Below are 19,028 nucleotides of genomic sequence, written 5' to 3'. Positions count from 1 at the left end.
CAGTCCCGATTCATCCCTTAGGTTTACATAGTCAAGGTTGATTCAGTATGTTTTTTCAGGAAAGCATCACCCCAAACCCCTAAAGGGGATTAAAATAGATACTCAAATCATAATTCGTAATTCATAACTCATAATTAAAAAGAAAAAGCCTAGCGGCTTGAGCGAAAGAATTAAAATTCAATACTTCAAATCATAGTTATAGGCTTCAAGGGAGTAAATATTCTTTGATTATGCTTATTTTTAGTATTGGAGGAAATAAAAACGGTGTACAATAGCGAGGCATAGCACATTCACCGGGTAACTTGCTCCTCATATAAAAGGCATATGATAAGAATTGTAAGAACAAACGCCGAAAATAAGGCATTCATAAAACTGGTTCAATTGCTGAATTCTGACCTTGCTGAAAGGGATGGTGCGAATCATCCTTTATCTCAATTCAATACAATTGAAAATATCAAATACGTTGTTTTGGCTTATGAAAATAATAAGCCAATCGGATGTGGTGCCATAGCAGCATACGATTCGAGCACCATGGAAGTAAAGAGAATGTATGTTTCACCTGAAGTGAGAGGAAAAAGAATTGGAAGCCATATGCTGTCTGAATTAGAGAGATGGGCTAAAGAATTGGGGAGTTCCAGCTGTATATTATTCACAGGTAAGAACCAGCCTGAGGCAAACAGGCTTTATGTAAGAAGTGGTTATAGTCAGATTAAGAAATATGGTAAACTGGCGGAAATAGCTGACAGTTTATGCTTTGCCAAAGAGTTATAGCAAAAAAACCGAAAGCAGATTAAAACATATCGCTTTGAGCGACCTTGAGGATATTCTGAAGAAAAAACATAACTTTAAGTCAGGTCTGGCTTCCTATAGATAAAAACTTTATGAGAACCCTTGTAGCCAATTAAAACTAAAAGCATGGACAAAGCGCTGAAAACAATGATAGCCAATATGCCCGAAAAAACGGGCAAGTCTCTGGATGAATGGAAAAAGCTACTTGACTCAAAATCTTTTGAAAAGCACTCAGAAGCAGTTAAATTTCTTAAAACGGAATATGGCATAACGCATGGTTTCGCAAATACGATCGTTTCGCTATCGAAAGAAAAGAATGAAACACCTGAAGACCTCGTAATAAACCAATATCAAGGCAAGGAAGATCTCAAGGAAATATATGACAGCCTAATTGAAATCGTTGTGGGATTTGGCGATGACGTCGTCGTGACTCCCAAGAAAGGAAGCGTTAGCATTATCAGGAAAAAGCAGTTTCTATTAATAAAGCCTGCCACCAAAACAAGAATAGATCTTGGACTCAAGCTTGCAGGTAAAGAATTAAGCCAACGACTTGAAGACTCAGGCCCTTTTGGAACGATGTGTACCCATAGAGTGAAAATATCAGAGATTAAAGAAATTGACAATGAATTGAAAAACTGGATTAAAGAAGCCTACGAAAAATCGAAATAAGGGGCTACAAAACGTTTATAGAACATTAAAATGAAGACTATTACATTCATATTATCACTCCTATTCATTTCTCTTGGATCAATAAAAGCACAGGAAGTTGATACGCTATATTTGCCTTACCCAATTTCTTATAAGGACAAGATAATCTACAAACGGCTTATTGAATTTGATGCGATTGATTCTTTATATCATGTCCGGGATTACTATCCCAACGGTTCTATTCAGATGGAAGGAACATACAGTTCCTTTGATAAGACGGTAAAAGAAAGAAGCCTTTGGTGCAATTATAAGACGAACACCAAAGAAGGTGAATTCAAAAAATGGCACAAAAACGGGCAAGTCGAGAGCATTGCCTATTATTCGAATGGCTTACGACATGGGCTTCATGAATATTGGTATTCGAATGGACAAAGAGAGTCGACTCAACATTATACAAATGGACAAAAACACGGGGAATGTACCTGGTGGAACCAGGATGGCTCATTACAAAACAAATTGGTTTTCGAGAGAGGACTGAATCAAAACCCAAAAGACACAAGCTACCATTACATATCCTATACACCTAAAGAATATGAAGCGGACAGTTTAAAAAAGTGGCCCTTGATTATTTATTTGCATGGCGGTTCCGCCAGAGGAACCGATACAATTAAACTTTTCACCTATGGTATACCTGATCAAATTTGGAGAGGACGCGAATTCCCTTTTGTCATTGTTGCACCACAATGTCCTATTAACCAACGATGGTCTACCGACAATTGGTTTGAGAACTTCTATGAAGAAATAACAAGAAAATATCGAGTGGATACGAATCGAGTTTACTTAACCGGATTAAGTTTAGGGGCTTCAGGAACCTGGTTTCTGGCAATAAAGCATCCGGAAAAATTCGCGGCCATTGCCCCTATGAGTGGATTCACACGGCATATAGCTTACATCACGAAAAATACGGACAAATTAATTGACATGCCTATCTGGGCTTATCACGGAAAATTAGACAAAATCGTAGAATTTGAGGATACGGAATGGATGATGAATAGCTTAGAAGGGAAAAATAAGAATTTAAAATTCACAATTGTACCCGATGGAGGCCATGGAATTCATTGGTATGAGTATCCCAAACAAGACTTATATGATTGGTTTTTAAAATATGATAAAAGATATAAAGACAAAAAATAAGAAGCTTCAAACCTGTTGCCGTTTATGTGTTGAATCGTCCTTAGTCAGTTACAGTTCTAATACGATCCCTTAAATACAAAAAGGCTGCCAATTCTATATTAGCAGCCCTTGTTTTTTCCTCAAAAAACTCAAAACTCCGACCTCAGTATCGCAGCTTGAGTGGAGACTAATATATTTATAGCTCCAACTTATAATTCAATGCCTCATTAGGCTTTACAAATAGCTTAATCGCAATAATAGCGCACGCATAAGCATCGTCGAGAGCCTCATGATGATTACGCATCTCGTAACCACAATGTCTTGATACCGTATGAAGTTGATGATTTTCAAGATCGGGGAAATTCTTTTTCGCAGCCTTTAAAGTACAATGAAACTCATAATCGGGATAATCCATTTGATAAGTTTGAAAAACAGCTTTCAGGCATCTTTCATCAAATCGACTGTTGTGAGCAATAAGAGGTAATCCCTCTATAAGTGGCGCAATATCTTTCCAAACCTTCGAAAACACAGGTGAACCATCGGTATCATTAGCCGTTAAACCGTGACATTTAGTATTGTAATAGCCATAAAAGTTGGGCTCAGGCTGAATCAAACGATAGAACTTATCGGTAATCTCACCATCTCTAACCACAACTACGCCAACAGCGCATACACTACTACCATTCTGGTTAGCGGTTTCAAAATCGATAGCTGCAAAATCTCTCATAAGTCTCTTTATATTTCTAGGGTCAAGTATAATTAAAACAATCAATGGAGCCCTTACTCGTATCATAAAGGAAAAAGTACGGCTTCTGAGTTTCTCCTAATCGTAATTCGTAATTAAAACAGAATAGTGCAATAGTACATTCCTACGTACTATTACCCATTCGTTTTAATAATTCCATTTCGATACAAATCTAAGGCATTATTCAAGAGCAATTCGATAATCTGGATAGGTAAATCGAGATTTGGATCAATTTTAAAAACCTTCATCCTTATTCTATCACCTCTATCTAAGCTCGGATGATCCAAACGACCACCTTCAACAAAAAGAATATAAGGCTGATCGCTTTGTTTCTCCACATTCAAAAAGCAGAACATTTTCGATTTATAACAAAAGCAGGGCAAGTTCCACTTTATGGTTTCGCATATATGCCCATCCTGTTTGAGAATAATATCTCTCAAAGCCAGAAGACAAGACCTATTGGGTTCTTCATGCTTTAAATAAAAGTTATGCAGCTGATCAATCATATAAAAAAGCATGTTTTTATTAAGCAGTTCTTAAAACGTTTTGTAGTACCAAAAGTAAAAATAATTTTCGGCAAGCTATAAAGGTTCATGATTGAAAGTCAATTCGTACTAGCTTCCCAAATTTGTAATTTGGTAGTCTTTTAATTCTTTAGCAGTCATCCAGTAAATATCATCAGCAGGTGCAGCTTCTATCGTGAAATAATAAAATTTCTCAGCCTTTTCTTTAGTCCAACCTACAGCCATATAATAATCGATATAAGCTTGGTGTGCCTTGTCGCCTTTAGGAAAATCTGTTGCAACTTTGTTCTCTCCTGCCCATGAATGTACACCTACTTTTGCTCCATCTTTAATAATTCTTGTCTTCCCTGCCAAAAAGAAATCTGTTCCTCCTGAAGCAATCATACTTTCAGATTCTAAAACAAATACCAGATTCTTTTTAGACACCCACTCGGCTACTTCCAAATTGGCTTCATCATCTACCGATCCTTCTACCGTTTTCATTATTAGAGTATCAATATTCGGATTTTCAGAAAACACAGCTTTAAATTGATCTGGTGTTTTAGAATTAATTAACCCGTCCATATACAAACTATTTCCTTCGACACTAAGCTCCGTTTGTTCGGTAACATTAAGAGCAATTACAAATACAATGTTTCTAACAATTGGAATTTGATACAAACCAACTCCCACAATAAATAATACGACCAAACTAATAATAACTTTTTTCATCATTTTGTTTTTAATTTTGGCGCATAAAAAAACTCTGTGCACCAATTAGTTAATACTAATTAAGGTATACAGAGTTTTTCTGTAAGAAATCCATTTATTTTCCCAATTTCTTCCTTAATGATAGAAAACAAATGTGTAACAAAGTTGTTACTGAAACTTCGGACAAAACAAATATATCAATTTATTTTACAACTAAAATTCTACTCCCTCATTGTATTTGTTAAGAAATATTAATTACCAATCTAATACAAATAAGACAGCCTCTCCACTAAAAGGGATAATTTATAAATTTTGAAATTGCTTCAAACAAGCTTTGTCAACCTTCCGCAATTCGTAATTATTTAATCCATCCTCTTGCTGAGCAAAGCCGAAGCAGCTCTACCGCAATTCGTTCCCGATATCTATCGGGATGACTCTTCCTAACTAAAAAAGAAAGCCCCTCATCCTAACGACAAGAGGACTCAATCTATGAAAAAAATCATTCACTTAGCTAAATAGTCTCTTCTTGAGCCTATATCTAAGGCATTTAATTCAACTGTTTCTGCACATGAACAGGAATCAGTTTTTTTAGGCCTTTAGCAAGTGATGAATTCACATCGATATACTTCCAATTTTCTGATCGTTTATCGGCAACAGCGACCATAGCTCGGTGTGCTTGTATGGTAAAGGAATTGCTTGCTTCATGGTATTTGACATTCTCTTTCCCAAATTCCTGTTCGAACTGAGGCTGCATTAAAGAGCTTCCCTGCGACATGAGTCCCGATAATTTAACACGGATAACGCCATAGTATTGAATCTTACAATATTTTTCGTTTCCAGATTTCACCACTTTTGAAATATGATCTATCGACCTAAAATCTGTGGTCATTTTCACACCCAAATTATCCATTTGCTCCATAAACATGAGCATATTTTTCTTGCTCATCATTTCGAAAACCCGAGGATACATCATTTGTGTTACCGTATTCCATTGCTTGTTATTAAAAGCATCAGTATAGCTGATTAAATCCTTTTCGAAGTGTGCTTGTAGATGCTTCTGACTAAATCCTGTTACAATCACAAAACTCAGTAAGAGCAATATGCCTAATCTCTTCATATAATTCGTTTTTAAAATCTTAGGAAGATAGATAAAAGAATGACATCATGATTTTAAAACATGTTAAAATACATAAACCCAATATCAGGATTAAGCTGCCTAAGCAGAATTTAGAATTCACCACCACTCGGTTGCAAGCTTCCGCCACCCTCAAATGCCAACAGAGCAAGCACAGATAGCAACTGACTACTGCAAAATGACAAATGAGCGAAAACAATTAACAATACGTTAAAACAGGAAAGCAACACGAGAGAATACAAAGCAATTACAACTATCATAACTTACAACACATAAGCACAACACCTCTAAACATAGGCATCACAAAGCAACTGAGCAAACTGTCTGATAATAAATGCACCACACAAATGAATAGGTGCATCCCAACAAAACAATATAAGACCGAATACTCTTCATATAGAACACCCTAACCTAAAGTTTATGTTGATATAATAAATATCATAATTGGAAGAATGAAAGGGCTTATTTGAAGGGATAATTCTTACTTTTAGGATTCGAAAAATAAATCAACACTTATGAATAAGAGTTAATTTATATGAAAGTTGATCTTACCCCTCCAATATAGAGTGATAACATCACCTTTTAGAAAGATATAAGAGAAATAACATCAATAATGATGTTATACATACGTCATAAGCCATAAAACAAAAACGATACAACAATGAAGCAATTATTTTTATTTTCGCTGACAATTTTGATGCTGTTGGGAGGTTGCAAAACTAAGACAATAACCTATAATGGACTGCCATTAATAAATGCAGAATCGGTTAAAGCAGACTACCGAATTGGAAATGATTGGGTAAAAGGAAATTGGACAATTTCTCCTCAAATTCAATTTGACAGTTTACTAATCAATTGTTATTCAAATAGCGAAACATTTGCTTTTTATACTGACCTCGATAGCATAACATTTGAATTAACACCAGGACAAGTTCATAAATTTTACGTTGCAATAAATAATACATCATACGCCCTGACTGTTGTAAAAGGTATTTCTCCCAATTTTGCAACTTTACAATTCGACTCAAAATTAAAAAGCAACAATTTGAAATTTTGGTACGAAAAGAATAATAATGACTATTTAAATTTACTTCGTTCAAAATATCCCATAGACAGTTTAGTAAAAGACACCAAATCAGATACTGAAAAAGCTCAAAATATAATGAATTGGGTGCATAACCAATGGCAACACAACGGAAACAATCAACCTAAAAAAAGTGATGCGATTTCTATTCTTGAAGAAGTTAAGCAAGGTAAAAACTTTCGATGCGTTGAATATGGAATAGTTACTACAGCTTGCCTAAATGCAATTGGGCTTAAAGCCAGAACTCTATCTCTTAGAACAAAAGATGTTGAAACAAGAAAATATGGAGCAGGACACGTTTTATTAGAAGTGTATTTAAATGACTTGAAAAAATGGGTTTTACTTGATCCACAATGGAACATTATACCAGTTTTAAATGGTATACCTCTTAATGCTGTAGAATTTCAAAAAGCAATTTCTGAAAATTATAAAGAACTTGAAATTATATCAGGATTAGCCTTATCAAAAAGATATTACGTTGATTGGATTTTTCCATATCTGTATTATTTTAACACTTCATTTGACAACAGAGAAGGAATCGAATTAACTAATAATATAAATGGGAAAAAGAAATTAATGCTTGTTCCTCTTGGTGCGAAAAATCCAACAATTTTTCAGATAATCTATCCAATTAACAATTGTATTTATACAAATTCCGTGAAAGACTTTTATGAACAACCCAAATAAATTACGGCTTATAAGATTTTGTATAAGTAATGGCAGGTGATGTGGTAAAGATCAAGGTTTGTAGCCCACACAAACTGCATAGCGGTTTAACAGCAAAGTGCCACGCAATCTGCCACTACTCATACAGTTTACTGTTATAGCCAACAACTTAAGATGAATACTATGAATAAAATTAATAAGGCAACAAAAATCCTCTTCATTATTCTGTTATGTAATGTCGCCTTTGCTTCTCAATCATTTTCTCAGGACAAGTACAAAAGAAAAATATCCATAAGTGAATGGATTGGGGAAATGGAGAAATGCAAAGACAAGGTATATCTATTAGAAGACACCGAAATTTATTTCGAATATCCTAAAGATTCTTTGTGTGCTCCTATGTTACCCAGATCCATAAAGCCAACAGCTAAGGATAAGAAAAGAGAAAAAACGATATCTCCACAAATTGTAATTAAAAATTGCAAATTACCGAGTGTCTCAACCTGTCAAGTAAGAAATGTAATTTTTCAGAAGAATATCACTTTTTTTAGTTGTGAGGGAGCTGTTCAACTTATTTTTTATAATTGCACCTTTAAGCAAGGGCTGGACTTTACTCATTCTGATTTGGGAATTTTAGAATTTTGGCATAGTTCAATACTGCAAAGAACGGTCGTCCTTGAATTACAAATTAATCTTTTATTATTCAAAAATTGCTCCTTTTATACAGACCATAATATTAGACAAAAAAATTACGGATTTGAAAATGAAAACCAAACGTATAAGTATCTTTTCAGGATTAGTCAGAATGAGAAAAAGATAAATACATTTTATTTGAGTAATTGCAAAATATTGCCAACCGAAGTGATGCCAGTTATAGCCTTTTTGGGTGGGAAATATGATGTTATTGGTTTTGAAGGGATGGATTTTTCCAACAGTATTGTGAGCTTTAATAATTGCTCAGTAAAGGAAAATCTCACAGTTGATAATTGCAAGTTTAAGTTACCATTGGGAATTAAGAAGTTTAATTTCCCAAAAGACAATACCAAATTTAATTGGAGCCAATTAGATTCGGCAGGTCTTGGATTGTATGGGAATTATGCACAAGCACCCTGTACCCATAAATCAGATACCCTAATTTCGGATGTTTATCTTTTTAATAAACTGAACAGCTCATACCGCAAGTTTTTTTCCATGTACAGAACTCAGGGCGATATCGAATCGGCCAACGCTTGTTATAAGCAAATGAAAGACATGGAAACCAGAAGGTATCATCATTTGTACCAACAAGACCCAAGTGTTAATAAATGGTTCAATTGGCGGTTTAACCAATTCCTTAAATATTTTTCAGAATATGGGACTAATCCAATACAATCATTGATCATTTCAATGTGGGTGATTCTTCTTTTCGCTGGGGTATACTTCTTTTTTTACAGCGATTGGGATGGTATAAACAGAACATTTCTGATTAAAAAGCACCGGAAAATAATGCAATATTTCCGCTCAGAGCAAAGGTTGGAAGATTTTTATATGGAGGATTATATAGAGGATTTGAAAACATTTGCTGGTTATAAGAAAGAAATGGCAGAGAGTAAGCTTGAAATTCCTGTTTTTATTATTATGCTGGGAAAACCCTTATATCTACTTTCAATTGTCAGGCATAAAATATTAGCATTTATCTACCGAAGAACTGAGGTGTTGCAGGGATGTTGGATAAACCTTGAGCCTAAACGTAAAGTATTTGTAGCCCTTATAGTTTCCTTTTCAATTGTAATTTATATGATTTCCCTAGGATTGGTTCGGGCGCTAAATGCCATAACATTAAGCGTTAATGCTTTTTCTACACTTGGCTTTGGGGCAATACCTGTAAAGGGAGCTTCAAGATATATTACCATACTCGAAGGATTTTTAGGCTGGTTTCTTCTGAGTATTTTTAGTGTTTCACTAATAAGTCAAATGTTACAAAATTAAAATAAGACTTTAATAACGAGCGAAAATAAAAAGTTCATTTGATGTGACTTTACTGGATAACAAGAGGAATAACAGCAAGTTATAAAAACAAGCAGATAAGTGGGATAAAGCACATTGCTCTTTATACACTAGTTAGTGGCAAGTTGGTTAAAAACCACATTATTAATTTGAACCATATGAAAAGAATAACAATATTTTTAATTTTTGTAATTTCTTCATCTCTTTTATTTGGACAGAGTGTTTCTCAAAATTATTCTGACCTTGTTAAAAAAGCAGACTCACTTTATCGTGCAAAAGATTTTCAGAATTCTGCTTTCATCTATTCTAATGCATTTAAAGCAAACGATTGGAAAGGCTTGTTAAATGATCGTTACAATGCGGCTTGCTCATGGGCTTTAGCAAATAATGCCGACAGTGCATTCAGTAATCTAAATTATATAACAAATTCGTTGAACTACTCTAATTATGAACATATAAAAGGCGATCCGGATTTAAAATTGCTTCACATTGATAATAGGTGGAAACAATTACTTGCAGCAGTTAAGGCAAATAGAGATGAAGCTTATGCCAATATAGACTTTATTACATTGAATGGATTCAAGGTTGAAGTCTTAACCTCAGGAATGGAAAACAATCAAGCAGATAAACCAGTTGTTGTATTTGAAAATGGAATTGCAAGCGGTTTTGGAAGTTGGGAAACAGTATCTGAAGAAATTTCTAAAACAAATGCTGTGTTTCGATACAACCGCCCAAGAATAGGAAAATCTGAAAACGACAGTCTCCCACCAACAACTGAGCACATCGTCAGTAATCTAAGAAAAATGCTTATAACAAAAGGGTTAGAGCCACCATACTTATTGGTTTCACACTCTTTTGGCGGAGCCTATATTAGAAGTTTTGCCTCACAGTATCCTGATGAAATCGCCGGTCTTGTTTTTGTGGATCCAGTTGATTTTACTAAGAAAAAAGGTTTTGGCGATCTGCCTTACCTTGAAATCGGATTAACGCAGCATCAAATAGATTCATTGTTCGGGGAATCTTATGATAATTTTACTGAGAAGCTTTATGAAGAAATGCCTGTTTTCTATGTAGAAGAAGTCAAAATTTTGAGGGCATTAACTGCAACAGGCTTTGAAGAATGTACTCGCAAGCCATTGCCTGATGTTCCCGTTCACTTCCTGATGGCAGGAGGATTTACTCTCTATCCGGATGAAAAACCTACAATCTATGATAGAGAAGAGATGTGGAGGGTTAATAGTAATATTAAAATGAAACGCTGGTTAGAACTTCTGTATCCCTTGAGTTATGGAAAGTTTTTTTACAGTTCTAATTCCGGGCATTCCATTCAAGTTGATGATCCGAAATTGGTGATTTATAGTATTAAGCTGACTTTGAGCGATTTTGATAAAATTCATAAGAAAAAGACAACCAGCCACTAACAATAAATATAGGGCATTTGGCGGATTGGTATATTTGAAAATTAGTACAATTAATAAAATATACAGCGGTTTGATAGGTTAAAGCTTCGAAATGCCAAACGCCCCATATTCTTAACGTTGTGTGTCATTAAAAAATAAAAACCAATGATAAAATTCTTTCAAAAGACAAGAAGGGAATTAATTGATAAAAGCAATCTAAAAAGTTATTTGATTTATGCTGTAGGAGAAATACTACTTGTAATGATAGGAATTTTATTAGCTCTTCAAGTGAATACATGGAATGAAAACAGGAAAATAAAAAGATCAGAATCAGAAGCAATAAAAAATTTGATAAATGAATTCGAAAGAAATCATAAAGATTTGATTAGAGTTTATAATGTTAAAAAAGCATCGGAGAAAGGTATGCGGAAATATTTGCAAACTTTGAATAATGATAGTTTGTCTGTTTCATATAAAACATCTTTCGACCGCCCAGATGTTGGTGGTTACACATGGAATCCTACGAATCCAATATTGAATAGTTTATTAACTACAGGAAAATTAGACAATCTTGGAAATGATTCCTTGAAATTAAAACTTGCAAGTTGGAACGACGCAGTAGAAGATTACTTGGAGCAACAATCAATATATAATCAAATAGATATACCGAACTTATTTGAATATGAAAAAGGAAAAGTTCCTTTAAGTGTAATGCATGGGAATTATACGCTAGAATCCACTACTGAAAAATACATTTCAAATATAGATATTCCAAAAGCCCGAGAAAAAGTTATAAACGAATTGGCATACCATAATCAGTTGGCTAGTTGCATAAATCGCATGTATATTCAGGTCATGTCAGCACAAGAAATCGTTCAAATATCAAATCATATTCAGGAAATTCTAAAGACAGAAGCGAATTAATAAACAGTGAAATAAAAACGAACACACAACAATAAATATAGGTCATTTGGCGGATAGTGCTAAATTGAAAATGAGTGCAATTAATAAAATATCCAGCGGATTGATAAGGTGGTTTTTCAAAATGCCCCACGCCTCTTATTCGTAGCGTTAAATACAAAAAGGCTGCCACTCCCCGATTGGCAGCCTTTCTTTGTATCATCAGAATGTCTCGTCCTGCCCCAGTAAAATTCTCTTAGTCTGGCGTCTTAAGTCTTTCAAGCACCCATTTATTGGTCACACTTTTAGGTCTAATAATTGGCTGTCCTAATCCCTGTGCAAGGATATTCTGAGCACAAAATCCCATGACTCTGGACACACCAAATAAAACGGTATAAAAATCGAACTCATTCACCCCGTAATGATGCAAAAGTGAACCCGACATGGCATCTACATTGGGCCAAGGATTTGCTACTTTACCTTTCTTATAATGCATTAAAATAAGCGGAACAATTGAGAAGAGTTTCTTTGCAATCTTAAAACAAGGACTACTTGCGCAATTGGACTCACCAAAATTCATAAAAGCCGTAAATCGAGGGTCGGTAACGCGCAATACGGCATGCCCGTAACCCGGAATCACATGACCCGAATTAAGAACATCTAAAACATACGCTCCCAAGACGTCCTCATCCGGGTCTTCTCCCAATTTGTCGTAAATTTTCAGAATAAATCGTAAACATTCCTGATTTGCTAATCCATGCAATGGACCGGCCAAGCCGTTAAGTCCGGCAGATACGGCATAATACAAATCGGAAAGAGCTGAATTGACCACCCTTGATGTAAATGCGCTTACATTCCCTCCTTCATGATCGCAATGCAAAACCAAATACAGACGTATTAAATCTGCAAAGCCCTTATCATCATTCACACCCAGCATATGTGCCAAATTACCCGACCAATCTAAACTGGAATCATGTGGAATTAAATGACCATCGCCAAACCTTATTCGATAGATACCCCCTGCTAGTGCAGGTAATATTGCAAGTATATTCATGGCATCCTCCAGGGTATATTTCCAATATTCCGGTTTTTCCAGACCCTTTTGATATGCCTTCTTAAAAACAGACTCATTTTCCATGGATAAAATACCGAGGCTCAACATGGTCATTGGATGCGTATCTTTAGGCAGATTACGCAAGACATCCCAAACATATTGAGGAATTATGGCACGTTTATTCAACTCATTCTGAAAATTAGCGAGCGATTTCTTGTCCGGAAATTTCCCGGTAGACAGGAGAAAAAATATTTCCTCAGGCAACTTATTCGAAAAATCATCGGTGGTATACTCGCCAATATAAAGTCCCGAATAAGGATCAACATAGGATGTGTTACAAGCCAATGCAACCAATCCACGCATGCCACCATATATTTGCCCAACGTTAACTTCCGAAACTACAGCATCACGCCCATTGGCAAAAATAGCATCAATTTCTAACTGCAATTCAAGTAAATGATTTTGGATTCCTTTTTTTAGATCAGACATATCCTTCTAATTATTCCGTTCAAACACAAATCTACAACACAGTGTATAAGACTACACTTTATAAGGGAAGGAGGACTCCTTGTAAGTTACGAAAAAAACGGCTAATTAAGGAAGTCAACACATAGATTAGTAGCAGCTTACTGAGTAATAAATAGTAAGGATAAACAGACTGTTGGTTTTTTATTCGCTAAATATAATTTCGGGTGCTCATGAGCCCTTCGGGCTAGCTTAGTTTTCCTGGCAAGGCCCAGCCAGGGCGAGTTTATAGCTCGTGCTCTGTGGAAAAAAAAGACCGATAATAGAGTCCGTTATCCCCGATTGGTAGCCTTTCTTATATCATCAGAATTAAGAAGGCATTACTACACATCAGACTTGGGGTTTCATAAATATTTGAGAAAGAACAGAAAACAACTTATTTTAGAGTTTTGATATTCATTCCGAATCTGTACAAAATAAGGAATTTGTAGAAAACGAGTAAACACCATGCTATGTTCCAAAATACGCGTCGATCAATTCGATTGAAAGGATTCGATTATTCCCAGGAAGGATTTTATTTCATAACCATCTGTTGTCAGGACAGGGCCTGTTTATTTGGTAAAACCAGCCAGGGTAACATGATATTAAATGAGTTAGGTTCTATGGTTTCAGCAGAATGGATGGCGTTAATAAAACGATTTCCTAATATAAAATTGCACGCCCATATGGTCATGCCCAACCATTTTCATGGCATATTGGAAATCGTAGGGGCGTCCCTAGCGGACGTCAAAAACGACAATAAAACAGATATTGGTAGAATCAATAATATCCTGATTGGGCAACCACAAGGGATTGCCCCAACGGGAAAAACCGTTGGCGATATGATGGCCGCATTTAAATCAATAACAAGCGTTAATTACATCCGCGGGATAAAAACCAAAAATTGGAAAGAATTCAATAAAAAACTGTGGCAACGAAATTATTGGGAACACATCATCCGAAACGAAGATTCCTTTGATCATATTTCGGAATACATTTTAAATAATCCTCGTAAATGGACTGAGGACAAATTGCATCTGCACCAACCTGATTAGGATAGAAAAAAGGCTACCAATCGGTGATTGGTAGCCTTTCTTATACCATTGCCTCTCCTATTACTAAGTTGACCTGAAATCTATTTAAAAGAGAGAAAATATTCTTTATAGGAGCAAGCTCTATCTCAGACAAGGAAATATTTCGTATGTTTAAGTCGTTTTTAAATCTAAAAAGAAAAATTATGATTTTAGGAGTTGCCGGATGGCTAAGTGGGAAATTAGGTTGGGATGTAAAGTTGATCAGAATTGCATTTGTTGTGTCAGCACTATTTTTTGGAACCGGAATAGGGCTTTACTTAATTTTGTGGTTGGTAAAATTGTTATCAAAATAAGGATCCTACTTTAAAAGTAATCATCCTTCAAAACAAATAAAAGGCTGCTAATCTGAGATTAGCAGCCTTCCTTCCTAATCAATTGAGACGTCAATCAGATAGGTAGGTATTCGTTGTAAGAATTATGCTTAGATTTAGCTGTCACATCATTCTCTTAACTGATATACAAATATGTATCCTTATCACAATAAGATAAAACAGCGCATAAAAAATAACGAATTGGAATCGTACGAATATGTGGATAGCTATAAAAACATCAACCCGTGTTTGTTATTACATTTTAATACTGAACCCAAAATAAGACCGATAAGAGAACATCGCTTTAAAGAATACGAAGAGCTATTAAATAAACTGGCGAATAAATGAAAAAACTAATACTATCCATACTATTTAGCCTTCTAATATGGCAACTTGGCTCTGCTCAAAATTTGTCCTTATCGGACTGTGCTCTGGAATTGATCAAGCAAAAAGTGACCTACGATCCTGCTTATTTTTCTATTGCTTATCCCAATGGAGATGTACCAGCTGACAAGGGTGTTTGTACTGATGTTATCATTCGGGCCTATCGTTTAAAGGGCATCGATTTACAAAAAGAAGTTCACGAAGACATGAAGGCCAACTTTAAACTATATCCAAAGATTTGGGGGCTAAAAACAACGGATAAGAATATTGATCACCGAAGAGTACCCAACCTAATGACTTTTTTTGATCGGAAAGGACATAGACAAGCTATCAGCAAACAGGCTAAAGACTATTTACCCAACGATGTTGTCTGTTGGAATTTGGGAGGTGCTATCACACACATAGGTATTGTGATCAACAAGAAATCTGCGGATGGGAAAAGGCATTTAATCGTCCACAATATTGGCGCTGGTCAAGTGATTGAAGATTGCCTATTCGATTTTAAAATAATTGGCCATTATCGATATTAAAAAAACACTGCTTACAAACTAGAAAAGGCTACTAATCTGAGATTAGCAGCCTTTCTTTATAGTTTTCTATTTCCTATTCAACACCTTCTATCGCCACTGAGTCAGCGAAAGACCTATACCAAAGGTTGTTTGTTTGTGGTTATAGTCAATCAGACTCTCGCCATAACCGTGAAATAGTTGAGCATTGAGTTTCAAATTATCCCAGATCTGTAAGGCATAATCAATTTGAAAGCTTCCCCTATTATTCTTACCCAAACGCATGGAGTGACGTGCTATCAGACTAATGTCGTGCCGCCCTTTACCATAGGCAGCCATTAGCTCTCCTCTGCCCAAATAGTTTTCTATACCGGGATTATTATCCTTGTCAGCAGGTTCTTTTATGCGCAACCAGGGTTTAAATATGATGCTTAGATTTTTACTTTCCCAAGCTATTTGCGCAACTATCCTATTCCAACTACGAGACATGGGATCGGACTGCCCATTACTTTGATGGTTATAACCAATCCCTGCAAAGAGGCCCTTTAGTCCACAAATTTCATAGGGGGTCGGCATAATATACATGATTTCGGGCTCGTAGTTCGTCTCGCGAAATGGGCGGGAAAAACCTGGGTTGTACACTTGCCATCTGGACGTTTGGGTATAGCCCACCCAGATATCACCACCCAGCTTTGATCCCATTAAATCATTAAAGATCTTTGTTTTAAAACTGATTTGAAATTTAGCTTCAACCTGATTAAGCGGCATGTCATCGGGCACCGAATTATTGGGGTTGCCACTTTGAGGTTTTTGATTGATATCGCTAGTATAATTACCCAATAAGATATAAACCGGCTTGTATTGCTTTATATGAAACAAGCCCGACTGATTCCTGGTTGTATCGGCAAGATCCCATTGTTCGAGCAAAGAGATCTGCTGTTTCTTAAATAAATCTTGTGCAACAGAGCTTGTGACAAAAGCAAAGCTAATGAGTAGTAAAAAGTAGATTTTGAGTTTCATTGATGGCATTGTTTTAAAGAAAGATCAGCTCTTGTGGCAAGTGACCATTTGCGGAAACAAAAAGCTGCCAATATCAGATTAGCAGCCTTTCTTATATGATAGCTTAAATAGCTTATTTTACAGCAATGGTTTCGATTTCAACTAAGGCACCCATAGGCAAGCCTTTTACAGCGAAAGCCGCACGTGCCGGGCTATCTTCCTTATAATACTCACCATAAACTTCGTTCATCACAGCAAAGCCAGACATATCACTCAACAAACAAGTTGATTTAACCACATCTTTAAAACTATAACCTGCTTCTTCAAGAATGTAACCAATGTTTTTCATCACCTGCTCAGCTTGCTCTTTGACGCCACCTTCAACAAATTTACCTGTTGTTACGTCAACTGGAATTTGTCCTGAAATATAGAGTGTTCCATTCGCTTCTACAGCTTGTGAGTATGGGCCAATGGCCTTAGGTGCTTTCTCTGAATTGATAAAACGTTTCATATGTTATAATTTGTTTTTAAGTTGTCATATAGAATTCGCCAAATAAACACCTGCTCTTTGCATTCGTTTTATTATATGGCTCGTTTCATATAAATAATTTTAGGGTTTGTATAAAGGTCGAAGAGTCAATCCCGATAGCCATCGGGAGTCTAAAAAGTCTCTCCACCCACAAAAATAGAAAAAAATGGATAGACGCGATTCTCAATAAAGTAATTTATGATGATTGAGCAATATTTTTTATCTTCAATGGGTAATTACAATTAGTGATGAATTATAAATTACGAATGATCATCCCGATAGTTATCGGGAACGAATGACGAGATCCATAAAGGTAAATTTACGGAGTTCTAAGCAGGAGGATATTTTTTTGTTTAACTCTTCTACCTTTTGACTTTTCAGACTTTTTCAAACAAGCCTCTCACTGCTGGGATCTCCTCCATAAAAATTGGGCCAAGATATATGACAAATTAAAATTTAGAATTATGAAACGTCCATACGTAAAACTTCCCTGCATAAGGAAACGCTAATATGGTAAGTTACATATGGCCTTAACTAAAAAATTATAAGCATATGAAACGCGTAACAGGTATAGGTGGCATCTTTTTTAAATGTCAGGATCCAAAATCGATGAAAGACTGGTATGGTAAGCATTTAGGCTTTGATACCGACGAATACGGCACCTCATTCGAATGGCGACAAGCTGATGATGCCAATAAGAAAGCCTTCTCGGTCTGGAGTCCTTTCGATTCAAGTACTAAGTATTTTGAGCCTTCGCATAAAGATTTTATGATGAACTACCGGGTGGAAAATCTGGAGTGGCTATTGGAAGAACTCAAAAAAGAGGGCATAGAAGTTTTAGATGAGATTGAAAGTCTGGAATACGGGAAGTTTGCACACATCATCGACCCTGAAGGCAACAAAATTCAGCTTTGGGAAGCCATTGACGAGGAATATGATAAGATAGTGAAAGGGAGAACGAAATGAAAAGGATAAAGGTGTAAAGGTGTAAAGGTGTAAAGGTGTAAAGATAAAAAAGTATAAAAGAGAAAGGGGCAAAGATTAAGGCTGAGTTATTGATTTTGGGTTACACCTTCGAATACGCTACCGCACGATTCCATCGTGTGGTTCATTAAAAAAAGTAGCATAAAATTATAAAACTTAGTTATGAGTCGTAATTATAAATTTCATAACGCTGAGGGCATCTATTTTGTAAGTTTTGCAGTAGTAGAATGGTTAGAAGTATTTACAAGAAGTGAATACATTGATATCATCATCGACAGTTTACATTACTGTCAAAAACAAAAGGGGATGGAAGTTTATGCTTGGTGCATAATGACGAATCACGTTCATTTAATTTTCCATAGTCAAAATAGTCAAAAGCCAGAACAACTATTAGGAGACTTTAAACGATTCACCAGTAAAGCACTTGTGACTGCAATAAAAAACAACCCTAATGAAAATAGAAAAGAACGGCTGTTAGAAGAATTTTTAAAAGCTGGAGCAATGTCATCCAATGTAAAACAGTATCAGTTTTGGAGACACGATAATAAACCAATCGAATTATGGAGTAACAAAGTATTCGATGAAAAGATAAATTATATACATAATAATCCAGTTGAGGAAGGCTTAGTTTCCTATCCTGAAGATTATGTGTATAGCAGTGCAAGAGATTATAGAGGTGATAATGGGATTTTGAAGGAAGTAATTGTAGTGATGTAGCAACCACACGATGGAATCGTGCGGCAGCGAATGTAAAGGGTAATGGTATTAAGGCTAAATTTTTGATTCGTGAATTAGTTGTCGGTTATCTGTTGTCATTCGTAATTAATTCACCCCTCAGACTTTCAAATAAATCGAGTAAAGATCGCCTTTCATCTAATTCTCTTTTTGATACTATTTCTTACGGCTAAACATGTGTATCTTAGGTA

General features: G+C 35.6%; 19 protein-coding genes. 12 read left to right on the top strand and 7 right to left on the bottom strand.

The genetic code is table 11. The features are described from left to right. The first annotated feature begins 324 nt into the window (after positions 1-324). The 3 genes from ACXR6G_RS11675 (at position 325) to ACXR6G_RS11665 (ending at position 2,631) form a co-directional block, all read left to right on the top strand. Positions 325-771: a GNAT family N-acetyltransferase gene (locus ACXR6G_RS11675; protein WP_458361611.1), complete on the top strand. Its 447-nt coding sequence runs from the start codon at positions 325-327 to the stop codon at positions 769-771. Positions 772-915: 144 nt separating this feature from the next. Beyond that, positions 916-1,458: a DUF5655 domain-containing protein gene (locus tag ACXR6G_RS11670; protein ID WP_458361610.1), complete on the top strand. Its 543-nt coding sequence runs from the start codon at positions 916-918 to the stop codon at positions 1,456-1,458. Positions 1,459-1,488: 30 nt separating this feature from the next. Next, positions 1,489-2,631: a dienelactone hydrolase family protein gene (locus tag ACXR6G_RS11665; protein WP_458361609.1), complete on the top strand. Its 1,143-nt coding sequence runs from the start codon at positions 1,489-1,491 to the stop codon at positions 2,629-2,631. 175 nt (positions 2,632-2,806) lie between these two features. Here ACXR6G_RS11665 and ACXR6G_RS11660 read toward each other — a convergent pair whose 3' ends face one another. The 4 genes from ACXR6G_RS11660 to ACXR6G_RS11645 all read right to left on the bottom strand — a co-directional run bounded on the left by ACXR6G_RS11660 (position 2,807) and on the right by ACXR6G_RS11645 (position 5,686). Further along, positions 2,807-3,337, bottom strand: a complete 531-nt coding sequence (locus ACXR6G_RS11660; RefSeq protein WP_458361608.1) for a 3'-5' exonuclease — start codon at positions 3,335-3,337, stop codon at positions 2,807-2,809. 152 nt (positions 3,338-3,489) lie between these two features. After that, positions 3,490-3,861, bottom strand: a complete 372-nt coding sequence (locus ACXR6G_RS11655; RefSeq protein ID WP_458361607.1) for a DUF1801 domain-containing protein — start codon at positions 3,859-3,861, stop codon at positions 3,490-3,492. A 108-nt stretch (positions 3,862-3,969) separates the two neighbouring features. After that, the gene (locus ACXR6G_RS11650) at positions 3,970-4,593 is read right to left on the bottom strand and encodes a hypothetical protein (protein ID WP_458361606.1); all 624 of its coding nucleotides are present in this window, start codon (positions 4,591-4,593) and stop codon (positions 3,970-3,972) included. Positions 4,594-5,116: 523 nt separating this feature from the next. Continuing rightward, positions 5,117-5,686: a hypothetical protein gene (locus ACXR6G_RS11645; RefSeq protein WP_458361605.1), complete on the bottom strand. Its 570-nt coding sequence runs from the start codon at positions 5,684-5,686 to the stop codon at positions 5,117-5,119. A 679-nt stretch (positions 5,687-6,365) separates the two neighbouring features. On the opposite strand from ACXR6G_RS11645, the gene ACXR6G_RS11640 reads away from it, so the two are divergent. The 4 genes from ACXR6G_RS11640 to ACXR6G_RS11625 all read left to right on the top strand — a co-directional run bounded on the left by ACXR6G_RS11640 (position 6,366) and on the right by ACXR6G_RS11625 (position 11,761). After that, a complete protein-coding gene (locus tag ACXR6G_RS11640; RefSeq protein WP_458361604.1) occupies positions 6,366-7,475 on the top strand; it encodes a transglutaminase-like domain-containing protein in 1,110 nt (369 codons plus the stop codon). A gap of 162 nt (positions 7,476-7,637) precedes the next feature. After that, positions 7,638-9,419, top strand: a complete 1,782-nt coding sequence (locus tag ACXR6G_RS11635) for a hypothetical protein (protein ID WP_458361603.1) — start codon at positions 7,638-7,640, stop codon at positions 9,417-9,419. Between the two features lie 176 nt (positions 9,420-9,595). Further along, the gene (locus ACXR6G_RS11630) at positions 9,596-10,858 is read left to right on the top strand and encodes an alpha/beta fold hydrolase (protein ID WP_458361602.1); all 1,263 of its coding nucleotides are present in this window, start codon (positions 9,596-9,598) and stop codon (positions 10,856-10,858) included. Positions 10,859-11,002: 144 nt separating this feature from the next. Further along, positions 11,003-11,761 (top strand): DUF6090 family protein, encoded by a 759-nt coding sequence (locus ACXR6G_RS11625; protein ID WP_458361601.1) that lies wholly within the window; start codon positions 11,003-11,005, stop codon positions 11,759-11,761. 232 nt (positions 11,762-11,993) lie between these two features. On the opposite strand, the gene ACXR6G_RS11620 is transcribed toward ACXR6G_RS11625, so the two are convergent. Then, the gene (locus ACXR6G_RS11620; protein WP_458361600.1) at positions 11,994-13,280 is read right to left on the bottom strand and encodes a citrate (Si)-synthase; all 1,287 of its coding nucleotides are present in this window, start codon (positions 13,278-13,280) and stop codon (positions 11,994-11,996) included. Between the two features lie 518 nt (positions 13,281-13,798). Between ACXR6G_RS11620 and ACXR6G_RS11615 the strand changes: the two genes are divergently transcribed. The 3 genes from ACXR6G_RS11615 to ACXR6G_RS11605 all read left to right on the top strand — a co-directional run bounded on the left by ACXR6G_RS11615 (position 13,799) and on the right by ACXR6G_RS11605 (position 15,614). Further along, positions 13,799-14,350: a transposase gene (locus tag ACXR6G_RS11615; RefSeq protein ID WP_458361599.1), complete on the top strand. Its 552-nt coding sequence runs from the start codon at positions 13,799-13,801 to the stop codon at positions 14,348-14,350. 146 nt (positions 14,351-14,496) lie between these two features. Next, on the top strand, positions 14,497-14,682 hold the full coding sequence (locus ACXR6G_RS11610; RefSeq protein WP_458361598.1) for a PspC domain-containing protein: 186 nt from the start codon (positions 14,497-14,499) through the stop codon (positions 14,680-14,682). 362 nt (positions 14,683-15,044) lie between these two features. Further along, entirely contained in the window at positions 15,045-15,614 is a 570-nt protein-coding gene (locus ACXR6G_RS11605) for a DUF1287 domain-containing protein (protein ID WP_458361597.1), read from the top strand. Between the two features lie 87 nt (positions 15,615-15,701). On the opposite strand, the gene ACXR6G_RS11600 is transcribed toward ACXR6G_RS11605, so the two are convergent. After that, positions 15,702-16,610, bottom strand: coding sequence for a phospholipase A (locus tag ACXR6G_RS11600; protein ID WP_458361596.1), 909 nt, complete (start codon positions 16,608-16,610; stop codon positions 15,702-15,704). Positions 16,611-16,722: 112 nt separating this feature from the next. Further along, positions 16,723-17,100 (bottom strand): RidA family protein, encoded by a 378-nt coding sequence (locus ACXR6G_RS11595; protein ID WP_458361595.1) that lies wholly within the window; start codon positions 17,098-17,100, stop codon positions 16,723-16,725. A 570-nt stretch (positions 17,101-17,670) separates the two neighbouring features. On the opposite strand from ACXR6G_RS11595, the gene ACXR6G_RS11590 reads away from it, so the two are divergent. Beyond that, complete coding sequence (locus ACXR6G_RS11590) at positions 17,671-18,084, top strand: VOC family protein (protein ID WP_458361594.1); 414 nt, start codon at positions 17,671-17,673, stop codon at positions 18,082-18,084. A 180-nt stretch (positions 18,085-18,264) separates the two neighbouring features. Further along, positions 18,265-18,819, top strand: coding sequence for an REP-associated tyrosine transposase (locus tag ACXR6G_RS11585; RefSeq protein WP_458361593.1), 555 nt, complete (start codon positions 18,265-18,267; stop codon positions 18,817-18,819). Positions 18,820-19,028: the final 209 nt, after the last annotated feature.

The organism is Ancylomarina sp. YFZ004, assembly GCF_054254355.1.
Note: the sequence above shows the minus strand (reverse complement) of the source record. Positions and strands in the feature narration are given on the sequence as shown.

What these genes read in the sequence shown, in the direction of transcription:
- ACXR6G_RS11610 (WP_458361598.1), top strand. Translation starts at nt 14,497, where the DNA reads ATGTTTAAGTCGTTTTTAAATCTAAAAAGAAAAATTATGATTTTAGGA.
- ACXR6G_RS11670 (WP_458361610.1), top strand. Translation starts at nt 916, where the DNA reads ATGGACAAAGCGCTGAAAACAATGATAGCCAATATGCCCGAAAAAACG.
- ACXR6G_RS11675 (WP_458361611.1), top strand. Translation starts at nt 325, where the DNA reads ATGATAAGAATTGTAAGAACAAACGCCGAAAATAAGGCATTCATAAAA.
- ACXR6G_RS11595 (WP_458361595.1), bottom strand. Translation starts at nt 17,100, where the DNA reads ATGAAACGTTTTATCAATTCAGAGAAAGCACCTAAGGCCATTGGCCCA.
- ACXR6G_RS11625 (WP_458361601.1), top strand. Translation starts at nt 11,003, where the DNA reads ATGATAAAATTCTTTCAAAAGACAAGAAGGGAATTAATTGATAAAAGC.
- ACXR6G_RS11660 (WP_458361608.1), bottom strand. Translation starts at nt 3,337, where the DNA reads ATGAGAGATTTTGCAGCTATCGATTTTGAAACCGCTAACCAGAATGGT.
- ACXR6G_RS11605 (WP_458361597.1), top strand. Translation starts at nt 15,045, where the DNA reads ATGAAAAAACTAATACTATCCATACTATTTAGCCTTCTAATATGGCAA.
- ACXR6G_RS11590 (WP_458361594.1), top strand. Translation starts at nt 17,671, where the DNA reads ATGAAACGCGTAACAGGTATAGGTGGCATCTTTTTTAAATGTCAGGAT.
- ACXR6G_RS11665 (WP_458361609.1), top strand. Translation starts at nt 1,489, where the DNA reads ATGAAGACTATTACATTCATATTATCACTCCTATTCATTTCTCTTGGA.
- ACXR6G_RS11620 (WP_458361600.1), bottom strand. Translation starts at nt 13,280, where the DNA reads ATGTCTGATCTAAAAAAAGGAATCCAAAATCATTTACTTGAATTGCAG.
- ACXR6G_RS11655 (WP_458361607.1), bottom strand. Translation starts at nt 3,861, where the DNA reads ATGATTGATCAGCTGCATAACTTTTATTTAAAGCATGAAGAACCCAAT.
- ACXR6G_RS11645 (WP_458361605.1), bottom strand. Translation starts at nt 5,686, where the DNA reads ATGAAGAGATTAGGCATATTGCTCTTACTGAGTTTTGTGATTGTAACA.
- ACXR6G_RS11585 (WP_458361593.1), top strand. Translation starts at nt 18,265, where the DNA reads ATGAGTCGTAATTATAAATTTCATAACGCTGAGGGCATCTATTTTGTA.
- ACXR6G_RS11635 (WP_458361603.1), top strand. Translation starts at nt 7,638, where the DNA reads ATGAATAAAATTAATAAGGCAACAAAAATCCTCTTCATTATTCTGTTA.
- ACXR6G_RS11640 (WP_458361604.1), top strand. Translation starts at nt 6,366, where the DNA reads ATGAAGCAATTATTTTTATTTTCGCTGACAATTTTGATGCTGTTGGGA.
- ACXR6G_RS11650 (WP_458361606.1), bottom strand. Translation starts at nt 4,593, where the DNA reads ATGATGAAAAAAGTTATTATTAGTTTGGTCGTATTATTTATTGTGGGA.
- ACXR6G_RS11600 (WP_458361596.1), bottom strand. Translation starts at nt 16,610, where the DNA reads ATGAAACTCAAAATCTACTTTTTACTACTCATTAGCTTTGCTTTTGTC.
- ACXR6G_RS11630 (WP_458361602.1), top strand. Translation starts at nt 9,596, where the DNA reads ATGAAAAGAATAACAATATTTTTAATTTTTGTAATTTCTTCATCTCTT.